The sequence below is a fragment of the Sedimentisphaera cyanobacteriorum genome (assembly GCF_001997385.1).
Lineage (GTDB): Bacteria > Planctomycetota > Phycisphaerae > Sedimentisphaerales > Sedimentisphaeraceae > Sedimentisphaera > Sedimentisphaera cyanobacteriorum.
Window position 1 is genome coordinate 2,916,678 of sequence record NZ_CP019633.1, and the last position, 14,824, is coordinate 2,931,501.

General features: G+C 41.3%; 16 protein-coding genes, 1 tRNA gene and 1 CRISPR repeat array. Of the genes, 4 read left to right on the forward strand and 13 right to left on the reverse strand.

All coding sequences use genetic code 11. The features are described 5' to 3' along the window. Window positions 1-9: 9 nt before the first annotated feature. The 7 genes from L21SP3_RS11625 to L21SP3_RS11655 all read right to left on the reverse strand — a co-directional run bounded on the left by L21SP3_RS11625 (window position 10) and on the right by L21SP3_RS11655 (window position 4,874). Window positions 10-816 carry a TRM11 family SAM-dependent methyltransferase gene (locus tag L21SP3_RS11625; RefSeq protein ID WP_077541714.1) on the reverse strand — a complete coding sequence of 269 codons (807 nt, stop codon included), beginning with the start codon at window positions 814-816 and terminating at the stop codon, window positions 10-12. Continuing rightward, window positions 816-1,130 carry a helix-turn-helix domain-containing protein gene (locus tag L21SP3_RS11630; protein ID WP_123785196.1) on the reverse strand — a complete coding sequence of 105 codons (315 nt, stop codon included), beginning with the start codon at window positions 1,128-1,130 and terminating at the stop codon, window positions 816-818. Before L21SP3_RS11630 ends, L21SP3_RS11625 begins: the two co-directional genes overlap by 1 nt. A gap of 179 nt (window positions 1,131-1,309) precedes the next feature. Then, on the reverse strand, window positions 1,310-1,738 hold the full coding sequence (locus tag L21SP3_RS12045) for a hypothetical protein (protein ID WP_077541718.1): 429 nt from the start codon (window positions 1,736-1,738) through the stop codon (window positions 1,310-1,312). Window positions 1,739-1,797: 59 nt separating this feature from the next. Then, the gene (locus L21SP3_RS11640; protein WP_077541720.1) at window positions 1,798-2,943 is read right to left on the reverse strand and encodes a GTPase; all 1,146 of its coding nucleotides are present in this window, start codon (window positions 2,941-2,943) and stop codon (window positions 1,798-1,800) included. Further along, window positions 2,943-3,740 (reverse strand): type III pantothenate kinase, encoded by a 798-nt coding sequence (locus L21SP3_RS11645; protein WP_123785197.1) that lies wholly within the window; start codon window positions 3,738-3,740, stop codon window positions 2,943-2,945. The genes L21SP3_RS11640 and L21SP3_RS11645 overlap by 1 nt, the downstream gene beginning before the upstream one ends. A 165-nt stretch (window positions 3,741-3,905) precedes the next feature. Further along, window positions 3,906-4,118, reverse strand: a complete 213-nt coding sequence (locus L21SP3_RS11650) for a hypothetical protein (RefSeq protein ID WP_077541724.1) — start codon at window positions 4,116-4,118, stop codon at window positions 3,906-3,908. Between the two features lie 18 nt (window positions 4,119-4,136). Continuing rightward, window positions 4,137-4,874: a hypothetical protein gene (locus L21SP3_RS11655; protein ID WP_077541726.1), complete on the reverse strand. Its 738-nt coding sequence runs from the start codon at window positions 4,872-4,874 to the stop codon at window positions 4,137-4,139. A 203-nt stretch (window positions 4,875-5,077) separates the two neighbouring features. Here L21SP3_RS11655 and L21SP3_RS11660 point away from each other — a divergent pair, with 203 nt between their 5' ends. Further along, window positions 5,078-6,421 (forward strand): IS5 family transposase, encoded by a 1,344-nt coding sequence (locus L21SP3_RS11660; RefSeq protein ID WP_227806747.1) that lies wholly within the window; start codon window positions 5,078-5,080, stop codon window positions 6,419-6,421. 45 nt (window positions 6,422-6,466) lie between these two features. Here L21SP3_RS11660 and L21SP3_RS11665 read toward each other — a convergent pair whose 3' ends face one another. Then, a complete protein-coding gene (locus L21SP3_RS11665; RefSeq protein WP_077541728.1) occupies window positions 6,467-6,781 on the reverse strand; it encodes a hypothetical protein in 315 nt (104 codons plus the stop codon). 18 nt (window positions 6,782-6,799) lie between these two features. Further along, window positions 6,800-7,120 (reverse strand): hypothetical protein, encoded by a 321-nt coding sequence (locus tag L21SP3_RS11670; RefSeq protein WP_077541730.1) that lies wholly within the window; start codon window positions 7,118-7,120, stop codon window positions 6,800-6,802. A 193-nt stretch (window positions 7,121-7,313) separates the two neighbouring features. Here L21SP3_RS11670 and L21SP3_RS11675 point away from each other — a divergent pair. From L21SP3_RS11675 to L21SP3_RS11680, 3 genes are all read left to right on the forward strand, one after another. After that, window positions 7,314-7,386, forward strand: a tRNA-Phe gene (locus tag L21SP3_RS11675). Between the two features lie 190 nt (window positions 7,387-7,576). After that, the gene (locus tag L21SP3_RS12265; protein WP_261340802.1) at window positions 7,577-7,708 is read left to right on the forward strand and encodes a hypothetical protein; all 132 of its coding nucleotides are present in this window, start codon (window positions 7,577-7,579) and stop codon (window positions 7,706-7,708) included. Between the two features lie 57 nt (window positions 7,709-7,765). Beyond that, on the forward strand, window positions 7,766-7,912 hold the full coding sequence (locus L21SP3_RS11680; RefSeq protein ID WP_161488201.1) for a four helix bundle suffix domain-containing protein: 147 nt from the start codon (window positions 7,766-7,768) through the stop codon (window positions 7,910-7,912). Window positions 7,913-7,934: 22 nt separating this feature from the next. After that, window positions 7,935-8,797: a CRISPR direct-repeat array (repeat unit 36 nt; unit sequence ATCTACGACAGTAGAAATTTTATAAGGCCTTTAGAC). A gap of 144 nt (window positions 8,798-8,941) precedes the next feature. Here L21SP3_RS11680 and cas2 read toward each other — a convergent pair. The 4 genes from cas2 to cas12a are packed head-to-tail and all read right to left on the reverse strand — an operon-like array spanning window position 8,942 to window position 14,727. Beyond that, entirely contained in the window at window positions 8,942-9,217 is a 276-nt protein-coding gene (cas2, locus tag L21SP3_RS11685) for a CRISPR-associated endonuclease Cas2 (RefSeq protein WP_077541734.1), read from the reverse strand. 11 nt (window positions 9,218-9,228) lie between these two features. After that, window positions 9,229-10,188 (reverse strand): type V CRISPR-associated endonuclease Cas1, encoded by a 960-nt coding sequence (gene cas1, locus L21SP3_RS11690; RefSeq protein WP_077541736.1) that lies wholly within the window; start codon window positions 10,186-10,188, stop codon window positions 9,229-9,231. Further along, complete coding sequence (cas4, locus tag L21SP3_RS11695; protein ID WP_077541738.1) at window positions 10,182-10,739, reverse strand: type V CRISPR-associated protein Cas4; 558 nt, start codon at window positions 10,737-10,739, stop codon at window positions 10,182-10,184. The genes cas1 and cas4 overlap by 7 nt, the downstream gene beginning before the upstream one ends. Before the next feature lie 55 nt (window positions 10,740-10,794). Then, a complete protein-coding gene (gene cas12a / locus L21SP3_RS11700) occupies window positions 10,795-14,727 on the reverse strand; it encodes a type V CRISPR-associated protein Cas12a/Cpf1 (protein ID WP_077541740.1) in 3,933 nt (1,310 codons plus the stop codon). Window positions 14,728-14,824: the final 97 nt, after the last annotated feature.

A 14,824-nucleotide genomic window follows, 5' to 3' on the forward strand; every position in this document is an offset into this window, starting at 1 on the left:
GAGCTGTTTTTAATTTTTCTTTAATACCAAAATATATTCGTGTTTGAAAATAAAATAATCACTGTTTAAGGCTCTATAACGCCATATTGTATTCTTATTCTGTTTTGCGCGATTTCCCGCCATGTTTTTTACAATTATGCTTTTAAGGGTAAGACCTTTGTTCATAGCTTCCTGCATGCAGTAAAAACCCAAGGGTATCCATTGCCCTTTAGTGTATTTATCGCCAATAACAATAGAAACATACCTATTGTTTTCAAGAAGAGAGAGGCTGTTGTCCAAAACTTTTGCAAAACGGTTTAGGAATATATCAATAGAATCTGAGTTGGAAAGGTCTCTTGAGTCATCAGTAAACTTAAGGATGTCATAATAAGGCGGATGCAGTATAACGTGAGAAACCTTATTTATTCCCTTGGAAGCCAAATAACCTGCAATCTCAGAAAATGCAGCGAAATCAGTGCTGTCTGAAGAGAGCATATAATGGAAATTCACCCCTGAAAAAGTATTATGATCGGATTCAAAAGAGCGTTTCACATATTTTACCATATCTGTGTTGATGTCTATGCCCGCAAAGTTCCTGCCCAATGCCTCGCACTCAAAAGCTGTAGTTCCGCTGCCCATAAAGGGATCTAAAACAACCTCACCCGTTTTAGTGTATCTCTTTATCATCTGACGAGGTATCTGCGGTACAAAATTCCCGTGATAAAAGCCGTCGTGCTTACCTGAATTATCCCGCCTTTCAATTATCCAGAGAGAATCTGTTTCTATATCTTCATATTCCTTCCATCTGGAAAGGTCTATATCATTAAACTTTGCCATTACTCCTCCTCATCAGCTTGCTCTATCAGCTCTGAAGGGCTAACTTCAAGAAAATCTGCTAATTCCTGAATGTTGCTCTTAACAGGATTAAATTTATTAGAGAGGATATTCGAGAGCTGATTTTTTGATATGCCAAGCATATATGCAAGATCAGTGAAAGTATGTATCTGTTTATCAGCCATGATCTTCTTAACCTTATATCTATTAACTTTCACTCTCATGATATGCTCAACTTTTAATTTGTCAAAATATTTTATGAACTTTTGTCGATTAGTTTCTGTAAATTGTCTCGCCATTGATAAGGGTCTTGCCAAAAACAGCCGATACAGCCTTCAGGGTCATTTTCGCTTTTACCTTCCCAATTTTCTCCGCCTTTATACCAATATTTTATGCCGGGGAAATGGCCTCTTTTACCTGTTTTTAGACAGTTTTCGCAATGCCTTGATTTCCAAAGATTATTGCTTCTGCTTAGCAATATAAAATTATCTTTCAGTTATTGGTCTGAATATTCTTCAAAGCTCTCCTCATTTTTCGCCCATCTCACCTGCGGGAATTTGTGGTCTATTTCAAGCTCTCTTTCTGAGAGCTGCCTCAGAAGAACCGCTTCTTCAAAATTATAAAGCTGCTTGATTCGTTTGGCTAATTTCGATGGAATACCGTATCTTGCTTTATTCACTTCCAGAATATCAAGAGATTTCAATTTCCTGTGAACAGTTCTTGCTTCACAGCGACTGCAATATATCCTTTTGTAAAAATTTCCATTTTCATCTTTATCAAGCTGTACTCCCTTTTCCTGCCTCCAAACCTGCCAAGTTTTTGCTTGTCCGGATCGAAGCTCACATTTAGAACAATGCCACCTTAAATCAGACATTTTATTAAAATCATCATAGCTTATCGTGCCTTCTCTGAATGGGTTTTTCATTAGACCAATCCTTAATATAAAAACGCTTCCATTTTAAGCAAAAAACTACCTCTTGGCAACTAACTGATAAGGTCGAAGGTGAGTTTTGGGCGGGCAGTTGTGAGCTGCTGGATGTTTTGCTCAAGACTTCCCTTTTCTGCTGCGATTTTTTCTGTGATTTCAAGCTGGCGGTTTGTAAAGCAGACAGCCTCAGATGGGGGCAGGTCTTCCGTGCCGGCGGTTTGGAGCAGCTTATCGCAAAGCTTATCGATATTGAATCCGGTTTGTGCGCTGATTATGATATCCTCGCCGGATGTGGTGTCTGCGTGCTCGGACAAATCGGCTTTGGTGCGGGCTGTAATCACAGGGCAGGCAAGCCTTAAACTGTCTCTGTGTTCAAGCTGCTGGCTGATATCCTGAGCTGGATCTAAAAGCCATATAAGCCCGTCGCAGCTTCGGGCTATCTCGAGCGAGCGCCGCTGGGACTGAGCATCTATCCGGCATTTCGGCTCTGCACACAGCCCGGCGGTATCGATAAATTCAATCTGCATATCCGCTAGCCTCGCCCCCACGCTCACCCAGTCTCTCGTAGTTCCCTGCACATCCGAAACGATCGCTGCCTTATCGCCCGCAAGGCGGTTGAGCAATGTGGATTTTCCGCTGTTGGGCACGCCCGCGATTGCAATTCTCTGCTTGGCGAAATACTTGCTTGCGGTTTGGGTGTTATGCAGGATTTTCTCGGCTCTCTCAGCGGCTTCTTCCGGCCGGCAGCTCTGCAAATCTTCTGCCGCTTTTTTGAGCCCGTCCCCTGCCTGATTTTGTATAATCTCGCAGGCTTTCAGCGAATGGACAAAACAGGAGTAAACCTCGGCCTCGAGCGCGATTGTATTGCCCGGAAAGTGGGCCAGCCTTTCCCTAACCATAAATTCGCTTACCCCGACAGACTCAGCTCCCGCCTTCTCGAGCAGGCTCACAATCTGCCTTACGATAATCGGGTTGCCGTGGCAGTTTATATCTATTCTGTCCGAGGCGAGGCAGCCGAGAACCACTTCATCCACCTCAGCACTGCTGCTGTATATTCTGGCAAGAAGGTTTTTTGGCGGGGTGAGTTTTTGGGGGGCTATTCTGCAAAGCTCTGCGCAGATTCGCTGCGCCTCGCTGCCGAAGAGGCTCACGCACGAAATAGCGGCTCCGGTTTTGGGCGTTGTAACGGAGGCGAAGGTCATCACGATTCCGGCGTGTTTGCAATCTTCTTCTTATACGAAAGCACAATCCCGCTGAGCACCAAATCCTCCACGAAATTATCAACAAACTCGCATTCGTCTTTGAAAAGCTCCGCTGCTGCTCCGGTTACGACAGTCTGCGGCCAGCTGCCAAGCTCCTCGGCAAATTTGCGCACTGAATACTCAAGAAAGCCCGCTGCCATATAGAAAACGCCGTTGTTCACCGCCTGCTCTGTATTCACTCCCACAGGCAGCGCAGGCTGCTGAACCTCCAACTCAGGAAGCTTCGCTGTTTCGCTGCTCAGCGCACGAACGCAAACCTGCGGGCCAGGGGCGATTGCACCGCCGAGAAAATTGCCCTCCCCGTCCACAGCATCCACTGTTAGCGCAGTGCCGATATCGACCACAACAACCGGGCCCTGAGCTACTATATACGCCGCTGCTGCCGCCATCACGCGGTCAACGCCGGTGTCCGCGGGGAATTCGGTGTTGAGCTTTATCGGAAGGTCAACATCCTTGCCCAGCCCCACCTCCAGCGGCTTCTCGTCCAGCTGTTCAAGGCAGATTTGCCGGAAGCTTTCTGTCCATTCAGGCTTAACGCTCGAGAATACGATAACGCCCTCCTTTTTGCCCTCTGTGGAGCGGCTTGCAACGGGAAGTTTCTCCCAGCATTGCACGAGAGCCTCGCAGAGAGCATCTGAATCGCTGCCGTTCACGCTTATAGAAGGCTGCCTGTCTGAATCTATAAAAAGCCCGAACTTGATATTTGAATTGCCTATGTCAACCGCAAGAATATTCATAATATTATCTTTACCCAAAAGAGATGTACATTTTGTGTGCTAAACCGAACAAAAGCATAACAAATCAGACTGTCTTGTCAACTTTACCGCCCCAACGATGCGCATAAAAAAAGGCTGCACAGAGAGCAGCCCTAACTTGAAACTAACACTTCTGGAGGAACAAATTCAAGAGCGGCTAAGCCAGTCCTCTTTTCCTACAATCTGATTGCTGAGCCATCCCCAATTATCAGGGAAGCTGCTCTCTTCCATATTCAGAATATCGCTTTCCATTATTTCCGATTCTATTATTTTTGTAATATTAGAATACTCCCTTTTTTCAGATTGATTACTGAAAAAAGATTCAAGTTTTTCCCTGAGCTCTTTTTTATCATCTTTCATAATTAACTTCCCACATAATTAACTTCCCAAGTTATTCCTGTATTGAGAGAAATCGTTTAAGCCCTTATGAAGCTTCTCTTCGCCAACTACATACATTTCACTTCTAACACGGCAGTAAATTATATGCTCTTCTTTGCCTCCGGATGTTGCATTTATTACAATTTCGCCCATGCATTTACCATTCTTATACTGGTCTTGGGTGGAAAATTCCATCACCCAAACAAAATGCGGCATACTGATATTGCTTACGCTTGATTCAAGAAAGTCGTTCGAAGATACACTTTCCTTTCTCTTGACTTTCTTAAAGGAACTGCCGCTGGTTAGAAAAAACCTTGTAACAAAAGGTTTATATTTATCAAGGTTAAATTTTTCGATTAGCTTAGTCAAGCTTATTTTTGCTATTTTTCTCGCCTGTTTTGCTGGTAAAAAAGCCTTTTCCGGCAGCGGACAAACCGCTGTTTTTATGGATTTTATAGACTTTTCGGGCTGGTAGAAATTTCCTGAATTATCTTCAGAGCCTTTATAACCTAATTCGCTGTAAGGAAACAGATTATCATCCATAATCACAAAGCTTTTCAAATATTGCGAGCTGTCTATAAAACCCTTTTCGGAGGGCTTAACATCTGCGCTGTAGTCTATTGTGTGCCCGATAAGAGCTGCAACATGTCCGCCAATAGATGCTAAAGCCGGAATTCCTGATTCAACATATGAATACAAGTTTTCAAAATTACCTTTCCAGCCCAGATTGTCATCCATATAAATTATAAGCGGATGGCATCCAAATTCTGAAAGGATATGAGAGTAATCGTTGTAGTTAGTCGCCCCTGAAAAAGTTTTAAATTTTCCTTAAATTCTTTTCTGATAATGGTTTATATGATTGAAAAGCTTTCGAGATATGGTATAATATTGCAAGTGTTTATCTTACATCTATCAAAACATTGCAATATTGGGACAAAATAATGAAGGCAAAAAACAATAAAGCAGGCTTACTCTTTCAGCAGCCATTAAAACCTCTTGTAAATCCTGATCACTCTTTAGTCCAACTCTCAGAGGTTGTCAACTGGTCTCGCTTTGAAGAAAAGTTTGGCAGTTTATACAGTCCTGATTCAGGCAGGCCGGCCAAGCCGATTCGCCTGATGGTCGGCCTTCAGTATCTCAAGTACACTTTCAATCTCAGCGATGAAGCAATCGTTGCCGGCTGGGTTGAGAATCCTTACTGGCAGTATTTCTGCGGCGAAAGATACTTCCAGCACGAGCCTCCTATTGATCCAACCAGTATGACTAAGTGGCGTAATAAGGTAAAATCTGATGGTCTTGAAGAGCTGCTCGAAGAAACTATCAAAGCCGGCTTGAAGCTTAAGGTTATCAAAAAGAACGATTTCAACAAGCTCGTTGCAGATACAACCGTTCAGCAGAAGAACATCACTTATCCGACCGACGCAAAACTCTGCCACAAACTGCGCATTAAGCTTGTAGATCTTGCAAAAGCATCAAAACTCCAACTTCGCCAAAGCTACGAAAGGGTTGGGAAAAGGGCGTATGTAATGCAGGGCAGGTATCGACGTGCAAGACAGTTCAAAAGAGCTAAAAAAGAAGTGAAGAAATTAAGGAACTACCTGCGGCGAATTACGAAAGAGGTCGAGCGGAATATAGCAGGCAATGAGCAGTTAAGAATAATTTTTGATACATTGCTTCAAGCCGCTAAGAAGCTTTTAGCCCAGACAAAGAAAAGCAAAAATAAACTCTACAGTATTCACGAACCTCACGTCTGCTGCATTGGGAAAGGCAAAAGCCACAAGAAATATGAGTTTGGAAATAAGGTTGGAATTGTAACTACTGCCAAGAATAATTTTATCGTAGGAGCGTTGGGCTTTGAAGGAAACCCTTATGATGGCCATACTCTTCGGGCTAATCTGAAGCAGACAATGAATTTAATCGGGAGAGAAAAGCTTGGAGATGTTTATGTTGATGGAGGATACAAGAAACATGGCTGCGAAGATATTGGAAATGTTGAAATTGTAGAAAAGGGCTGGCGAAAAAAGAAACGAAGTATCAAGAGGTGGATTAAGAGAAGATCGAGCATAGAACCAACGATAGGCCACCTCAAAGAAGACAACAGGTTGGGAAGAAACTTCTTGAAAGGTGTAGAAGGGGACAAAATGAACGCCCTCGGCAGCGCTTTTGGGTACAATATGCGTAAACTTCTAAAGAAGTTTACTTTTGCCTATATTTTTATGCTTAAAATTATTGAATTTTACAGAAATTTGGCAATGAAAAGCAAATTAAAGACTCGATTAGCCTGATATATTTTTTTAGTTTCCCCAAAATCATTGATTTTTCAGGAACGACTAGTTAAGTCCTTGATAAGGCATTTTTCTGCCGTGCACGTCAAGCGAATAAGAGATCAGCTCAGAAGGCAGCATCTCTTTGTACGCAGAATACCTCTGAGAAAGATATCGGCATACTGTCCAAAGGCAGGTATGAGCGCAGGTTGCTGCTTCAATATCCTGAGAACTGTAGGGGAAACCGTTTATACTGAATTCTGCACCGTTCAGGTTAGTTTTGAATTCCGTTCTAAGGCAGAAGAAATTATCCTTGCCAATAACCTTGGAGGGAGCAAAAACTGTTCTTCCAATACTCCTGCCGGGAATTGGCCTTATCACACTGCAGCCAAGATAACCTTACTGATATTCCTCCGGCTCAAGAATAAGAGCAACCTGATTTACATTTTCGGCAAAAAAGTGTATTCTTTCACAGTATGGAGAAGGAACTTTAAACTTTTTAGAATAATAATTGCTGAAAAGGTCTCTATAGTCTTTGCAGATATATCTCGGTTCAACAACAATGTCTTTGGCCAAATTTTTCAGACCAGATTTCAATAAATTCAGTCCCCAAGAGTAGTGTTTGTTTGTTAAAATAGAGGCCTGCTGTCTTATCAGCACATCCCATATATCTGAGCCTTCGTCTTCATTTATTATTTTTAACGGATTAAAGTATTTCACTGAACCGCCATAAACTTAAACACTAATATTGTAATCACATTATAGTTTGCAGAATATTGACAATCAAGCTTTTAAAGGAAGGTTTTGCAGTTTTGAGCGGGCGGATGGAGAAATTTCTCAAAATCTTGGCAAAAATGCTTGAAAGATGCAAACTTTTCATTAGAATTCTTCACTCTTGCTGAAATTCAGCTTCGGTTGGGTAGCTCAGTTGGTAGAGCAACGGACTGAAAATCCGTGTGTCGACGGTTCGAATCCGTCCCTAACCACTTATACTACAGATGAACCCTTGGGAGCTTTAATAACCCTTTCTTGAAGCTCTCAGGGGCTTTTTTATTTCCTCCAGCATTTCCCGAATCTTCGCTTCCATCGTTCGCTTGAGTTCGCTTACAAACGCCTGCGAGGGCGAGCCTCGAGCAGCTGCGGCTGGACTATGAGGATTTTCTCAGGCAGCGGGGGATGGAGGAATGGAAGAGAGCAAACCCACTTCGTGAGGAGCTTGTCGCCAAGCGGCTGAAAAACGCTGATGAAGCGGCTATTTGGATAGCAAAGGTTAAAAAGAGGTCTGGACACTGTGGACAGGCTGGATAGCGTGAATTAAATCCCGAGTCCACCTTGTCTTCCGAGTCTTACAGGGAGCTGGCCTTTTTGAGCGCTAATTCCGCTATCACCCTTATAAACATTGCCTGCGGCCTTCTCCGGAAACAAATCAATTCACTCGCCGAAGCGTTTGAATACGAAGGCGGATTCACTGAAAGACTCTACGCAGCGAGAAAGAAGAACAGAGACTCATGAAGCCCCCTCGCATTTGACGGCAATCTACGACAGTAGAAATTTTATAAGGCCTTTAGACATCATCAGGGTTATCTCGTGCGCCCAATCTACGACAGTAGAAATTTTATAAGGCCTTTAGACTTCACCTAAATGAGCCAATTCAGGCCAAATCTACGACAGTAGAAATTTTATAAGGCCTTTAGACGAGAATTATATACTCCTGATTTTTTATATCTACGACAGTAGAAATTTTATAAGGCCTTTAGACAATAAACACTTGATATTCTGGAGCGGTGTATCTACGACAGTAGAAATTTTATAAGGCCTTTAGACACTTTCGTGAGAAAACCTTAATCACCTTTATCTACGACAGTAGAAATTTTATAAGGCCTTTAGACGTACCCCGTGAACTTCTTTAGCGTATATCTACGACAGTAGAAATTTTATAAGGCCTTTAGACAAGGTGATAGTCGTTGACCCTGTAACATCTACGACAGTAGAAATTTTATAAGGCCTTTAGACCACATCCCATAACAGAAAGGCAAGAAAATCTACGACAGTAGAAATTTTATAAGGCCTTTAGACGACAGCGGTCGTAAACATCTGTTTGGCGAATCTACGACAGTAGAAATTTTATAAGGCCTTTAGACGCTTGAATTTCTTCTTCGTTTTTTGGAATCTACGACAGTAGAAATTTTATAAGGCCTTTAGACTTAGACGCCGCACCGAGCGACGAGGGCAAGGGATCTACGACAGTAGAAATTTTATAAGGCCTTTAGACAATCTTTGTATTCGGCAGTAGGTTTATATCTACGACAGTAGAAATTTTATAAGGCCTTTAGACGTTGATTACAAAATCGGCAAATACGGATCTACGACAGTAGAAATTTTATAAGGCCTTTAGACGCTAATTCAAAAAATCTTTTCATAAAACCGCTCTCAGAGCATTTAATCAAGGATTTGACAAATGTATTTAATAAGCTGAGCCTCATATCAGAACTATTATACAAATTAAGACTGAGGTTTGCAAGGCTGCTTTCGGAAGAAAAATCATTCGACAACGATAACATCTTTGTCGTCATTAACTGCATATCCATAGCAGTATTTTCTGCATTGTTTGCTCAGATGGAAAATAATAACGCTGTCGGTTTGAGAAAATTTCTTGCCGAACTCATTCTCAATTTCGCTGCATACAGTTTCAAGGATTCGTTTACTGTTTTTAATTTGAAACACTGAGTATTGAAGTCTGAAGCCGAATTTTGAGAGATATTTGGCAAATCTGGTTCTCAGCTTGTCATTTGATATATCGTAGGATACTATAAGCAATTTTAATCCTCCTAAAGTTCAAATGTTGGAAATTCTTCTGCCTTCTTATCACGCATAAATGCCCTGTAATAACTCTGCACATACTTAAACATTTCCTCCTTTCTCCCAAGAACAGTTTCAATCAGCCATAGAGAATAAGGGACTGCCGCTTTGCCGAAAATTCTGTACTGATAATTTCGAACAGTGAAATCATCAATTTTAACCTGCCCTAAGGAGAAGGCCTTTCTTATTCTAAGGTCTATTATCGGTCTGAACGGCTCTACAAGGTCGCATACAAGAGATTTTCTTTGATAAAACTGTTTGTGATAAACTCCCTGATAAAGATCAAAGCCGTAGAGACAGAGCATACCTTCAATGACGTTGAACAGATAAGTATAGCCTATATCAAGAAGGCAGTTAGCGGGGTCTTGCTTCACGCGCGGCCTTCTTGCCTTCCATTCAATATGACTAAAGACTGCAGAAAAATAGGATCTTGCTGCAGCTCCTTCAATCCCTAAAAGGCTTTGGTTCTCTGAGGTGGTTTTTATCTGTTCTTTGAGCTCTTTCAAATCCTGAACAGTTTTTTGTTTTTTCTCATCAGCAGATCTAATCGTCTTTATTGCAGAAATTTGATTTGATATTTTGTTTTCTACTATCTGTTTTGCCAGTTCTAAACCGTTGTATGAATACTGCTTTTTTCTCAAAAGCACATTACCCTCAGCAGGCGAAGATAACACTTGGTAAACTCTCAAGCTGTGGTTCATCAGCACTATGCTGAAACCAAATTTTTCTGCTCTTGCAACAAGCCCGCTTGTCAAGGTTGTGTGCCCGGCAATAAACAAAGCAAAAAGCCTGTAGCAGGTGGACTGGTGCTTGATTTGGCCCTCTTTGTTTTTGATTATTACGTTATCATTTTTGAAGCTCAGCTTTTCGCCGCTTCGGAGCATTGCAAAAATTATTTGTTTCTCTTTGAAATCCGGCAGTGTCAGCATAATGACAAATCACATAAAGGTTGATATATACAGTTCTTGCATTTTTTGGGATTAGGGGTAAAAGATTCTGAAAGGTCATAAGAATTGATTTTATCAATAGTGTTTTCAAATTTTTTCAGCATTTCAGGGTTGTTTTCCGGAAGTTCAATAGGGTATGTTTTGTTGTCCTGCATACTGTAAAATTGAATTTTTTGAACTAGATACCCCATTTCTCTCAGTCCGAAATACTGAGCATAAAGCTGAAAACAGTATCCATCGTAAATGTTTTTTATTTTTCTCTTTCTTTCAGCCAGAGTGTGGCTGTCGATATAGTATATATCGATTTTTCCGCAGAGCCCGTATTTTCGGCAGAAAATCTCGGTGCCTTGCAGCACATTTCTCCTTGAGGTGTATTTTCTCGAATCTATAGCTTTGTGGGAAGCCTTACCGAGAACCTGCGGCCTATCCTGATAAAGTCGGGTATCTCGCCTGCCGAAGAGCTGATGGAAATATATAGACCTCGGACAGAATATAAAATCGTTAAGAAAAGAGATTTGAATATAATCTTCCATATAATCTGCTCCTAGAAAGTCTAAGGCGGGCATAGAACCCGCCTTTTATCAATCACTAAAATTTCCTCTTCTGAACGAATTCGATCCAGTCCTCATCTTTTATAAGTTTTGCTTTTCCGTCTTTGCTGATATTATGAAGATTCATAAGGCCTTTGAGGGCAATATTGTAAGCCCCGTTTGCATCTGCGTTTTGCGGGATAGATGTTATGTTTTCCTGCTCGGCTATTCGCGAATCGAAGAAACTTGAATTATTCCCTTTCACCGGCGAGATTATAAAATCTCTCTCGATTTCTGCATTTTTGCAGGTGTGGCGCAGCTTCAAAAGCAAACGCAGATTGAAAATTATAGATTTGAAAAATGAAGCGTCTTCAACTTTCAAGATTTCATCTTTGAAGCATTGGCCTGAATCAAAAGAGATGCCTTCTGAATTGAAAAGCTCTGCAAGATTCTGAGTAACGTTGTGTTTTACAAATTTCCTTTCTTTGGGGCTGTAAGAGTATCTTTCCTGCCCGTAGGAGCAGATTGTCCAGCGGGTTCGTCCTTTGGGCTTTTGGGCTAATTTCTCAAAGTCTGCTTCAAACTCGAAATAGTTTTCCTTACGGTTGTACCTTACAGAATCAAAACTGCTCATAAAATCTTTCGCCTGCTTTTGATTTTTGTATTTAGGCTTAATCTGGTCTGTAAAACCTGTTGCAGGGTCTATTTTTGATGTATTCCAGGCCCGCACGTAGAAAAGAAAACCGCTCTGAGTACCAAGCTTTTCAAAGCTTATAAAAGGTGCTGTAAGCTGATAAGCTTTAAGGTAATGGCCGGGGGCGTCTTTTGAATTGACCTCTTTGAATACAAGGTAGTTCAGCTTTTGGATAAGGGCTTTTTCGAAATTCTGATACACCTGCTTTTCCACAGCAAACCGCCCTCGTTTGAAGCCTTTGTTTAAATCTTCCAGCACAACTATTGCATTATTCTGCACCATCAGCCCTGCAAGCTTATGAACCACGCGGGAAAGATAGCCGGCTTTGAGGTCTTTGATGCCCTCCACAGCTTTCCATGTTTCTCTGGCCTGCTGCCGCTGCTTTTCCCGCTCATCAAGGAGACGATGATAATCTGTCGGGCGGCTTTCTTCTTCCCCGATTCTATTAAGCGAGCCCTGCTGGAGGATTTCGCCGTTCTGATTTATTAGCGTGTAGTAGAGAAGATGTCTCTCGCCCCTGTCTATTCCGATGATGTTTACATCGGGGTTGTCCTTAAGATATAGATTTACCTGCTCATTGAAACGGACAGGCTTGTCCTGTTTGAAATTCAGTGTTATCGGGCAGTGAAGGAAAAATTTGTCTTTAGTAAATCTTCTGTCTTTTGTAATGTCGTAATCAAATCTGCTTGAGGGCTTTTCATTTAATGGATTTTTGTTTTTAAGCGTTTCGCCTGCCCTGTGTATTATTTTATCGTTGTGTTTGATAGACCGGGGGCGGAAGAATATCTCTGCCTTCCCGTTGAGCTTAGCTGTTTTATCGAGAAGATTCTGCGTCTCAAAAAGGCTTTTCCAATAAATGGTGTGCAGGTTGGGCTTTCCTTTGCTGTATTCAGAGAAATCCTTGTTGTATATTTCGAAAAGATAAAGCTCGCCTGCGTTAACCTTTTCATTTATGTATGAAGCCTTTATCTTATCGAAACTGATTTCGTAACCGCTGGAATCAACTTCTTTGAGGAACTCATCAAGAGATTCATATTCCTTGGTGTCCTTGAAATGGAAAGTAAAGATTTCGGTATTGCGGTAGCATCTGAGAAATTCTTTGCAAAAATCAATCCACTTATGCAGAGCGGTTTTATACCCGGAAACATCACCAGTCTGGGTGAGATACCCTTTCTGAAACTTTTTCGGGTAAGTATCAGAAAGTTCTGATGATATTTCGCCTGTTTCTGTGTTGTATCTTAGATTGTTCAAATCAAAGATTTCTTTTGTTAAAGTAAGCGACTTTGCAAAACTTTTGCTTTGGATAATATAGTCTTCGCTGCTTTTTTGGAAATGAGCTTTAACTTCTTTAAGCTGGGTGGAGCATTTCGGGATTGTCTTTGAAGCGCCCAGCAATAAATGATAAACCATTTTTTCAAAATAATCTTCGCCTTCTTCTGCCAATACCTTTTGCTGAAGGCTCCGCTTTCTTTCCAAGCCCTTTTCGCTTTCACTGCCTGCTATTTTATAGTTGAAAATCTGAGAGTTATACCTGTTTATAATTCCGAGATAGAATTTTTCCCGCTTTCTGAAAATAACAGAAAGATTAGCCGTTTCCTTATCCAGTGACCAGCCGTAAAGCAGGGTAGCTGTGTCGAAATTGATTTTGAATTTGTCTTTGCTGTATGGCTTTTTGGTGGCGTAATTTCTCACCTTATTGTAGAGTTTGAAAAATGTTTTCAGTTTTTCGTATAAAGGGTCAAAGCTTTCGCAGAAATCTTTGTTCAAATTCGCTGCCTTCGGCCTCATTTTCTCCTTTTCAAGGTAGAGGGGCTTCAAAAAACGCTCCAGATTTAAAACCGAATCGAGCAGATTTTTGATCTTTTCGATATTTTCCTCTCGCTGCTTTCCGCTGCCCAGTTCTGCCTGGTTAAGAACTATTCCTGCCTGACGTAGATTATTGTTTATTTCTTCTATTAGGCCTGCATCTTCTTCGCTGCCTCTGGGCTTGTAATTCATTTTGCGGAAATATTCAATTAGAGAGGCGTTTTGAACTCCGTTTTCGAGGGTTGGGATATATTCATCGATTGCCTGCTGAAGCTCGGCGATGCTGTAAAAATCCTTTTTGGCATATTTCTCTTTGTCGCTTTTTCTGGTAAAGTTGTTTTCTGCCGCTTGAGTAACGGCATCTTTGATTATACCCCAGCTGCCTGAACCCCAAATGTTCGCTGAGATTTTTGTTAGAAAGGCGTTCCTGATGTAGAGCTGTCCCTGATATTCGGGGAGCATAAAGTTTTCGAGAGCTGATTTTAGTTTAGTGAAAAATTCTTCATTGATTAAGCCATCTTTGCTGAAAACATTTTTGAGAGCTTCGGTAAGTTCGCTGTCTTTTTCGAATTCATCTATAACTACGCTCTTTTCTCTGTCGCTGAGAATCTGCTTGTAGAGCTTGGCGAAAAACGGGGGCTTATCAGAGCCCTTGAGATGGTTTTTCTGGGTGAAAAGGTTGATTTTCATATTGGCCTTCTGATCCTTCTCGTCTTTCCCGCCAATTGCGCTGATATTGTAATAATCAATTCCGGACTGGTTCATGCAATTAATGAAATATGAAGGCTTGAAGAATTCTTCAAAATCCTTTAGCTCTTCAGCAAGATCAGGGTATTTGCTTTTTATTTTTTCCAATCTCTGGCAGTTATCGAAATGCTTAACCATATTTTCGTTTATGGTGCGAAAAGATATGGCTGTAGCCTTAGCCTCTTTGGAATACATATTTGCCCTGTTTTTATCAAAGCCAACAAAATATGTAGAAAATTTTTCGAAATATTCGATAAGCCCTGCATTATGATCAAACTCTTCCTTCTCAATCCTGCCTGCCCTGTAATTTTTTTCGAGCCATTGATAGAGCTTTGATTCTTTGTTCTTGCCTATTAATTCGTTATTTTCCCCCATTACAGCCCATTCCTTAGTGGCTTTGCTGAACATGGCTGCAATTTTTTTTCTGAGATGCTCGTATTGTTTAGTTAATGTTTCGCCGTCTTTCTCTTTCTGGGCTTCTTTATAGAGCTGATAAGTTTGCTTGAAATCTTCTTCGCTTAAAGTTTGCTGCCTTGCAAAGGCCTGTTCTATGAAATCCCTGTGGTATGAATCAATAACTTCTTTGAGCTGCTTGTAAGCCTCTGTCCTTTCGCGGTCTTTTTCAACAGTCTGCTTGAGCCCTCCACTTTTGAAATCTTCAATTTTTTCTGCTGTCTCTCCAACAGGACGAAGCTCAAATCGGAGCGTTTTGGTAAGAGAATACTGATTGGTGAATTCCTTCATTTGGATTTCTCCTTAAATAAAAATACAAGTCTTTTTTTTTAAGGGCTTAGGAGGGAGATGCAAACACAGAGCTCGGTGCCACCCATAAACAACAGGT

Bases quoted from the DNA above. Each gene is read 5' to 3' on its own strand.
- cas1 (WP_077541736.1), bottom strand. From the start codon at position 10,188: ATGCTGACACTGCCGGATTTCAAAGAGAAACAAATAATTTTTGCAATG.
- L21SP3_RS11625 (WP_077541714.1), bottom strand. From the start codon at position 816: ATGGCAAAGTTTAATGATATAGACCTTTCCAGATGGAAGGAATATGAA.
- L21SP3_RS11645 (WP_123785197.1), bottom strand. From the start codon at position 3,740: ATGAATATTCTTGCGGTTGACATAGGCAATTCAAATATCAAGTTCGGG.
- L21SP3_RS12265 (WP_261340802.1), top strand. From the start codon at position 7,577: ATGGAGGAATGGAAGAGAGCAAACCCACTTCGTGAGGAGCTTGTCGCC.
- cas4 (WP_077541738.1), bottom strand. From the start codon at position 10,739: ATGGAAGATTATATTCAAATCTCTTTTCTTAACGATTTTATATTCTGT.
- L21SP3_RS11640 (WP_077541720.1), bottom strand. From the start codon at position 2,943: ATGACCTTCGCCTCCGTTACAACGCCCAAAACCGGAGCCGCTATTTCG.
- L21SP3_RS11660 (WP_227806747.1), top strand. From the start codon at position 5,078: ATGAAGGCAAAAAACAATAAAGCAGGCTTACTCTTTCAGCAGCCATTA.
- cas12a (WP_077541740.1), bottom strand. From the start codon at position 14,727: ATGAAGGAATTCACCAATCAGTATTCTCTTACCAAAACGCTCCGATTT.
- L21SP3_RS12045 (WP_077541718.1), bottom strand. From the start codon at position 1,738: ATGAAAAACCCATTCAGAGAAGGCACGATAAGCTATGATGATTTTAAT.
- L21SP3_RS11655 (WP_077541726.1), bottom strand. From the start codon at position 4,874: ATGGATGACAATCTGGGCTGGAAAGGTAATTTTGAAAACTTGTATTCA.
- L21SP3_RS11650 (WP_077541724.1), bottom strand. From the start codon at position 4,118: ATGAAAGATGATAAAAAAGAGCTCAGGGAAAAACTTGAATCTTTTTTC.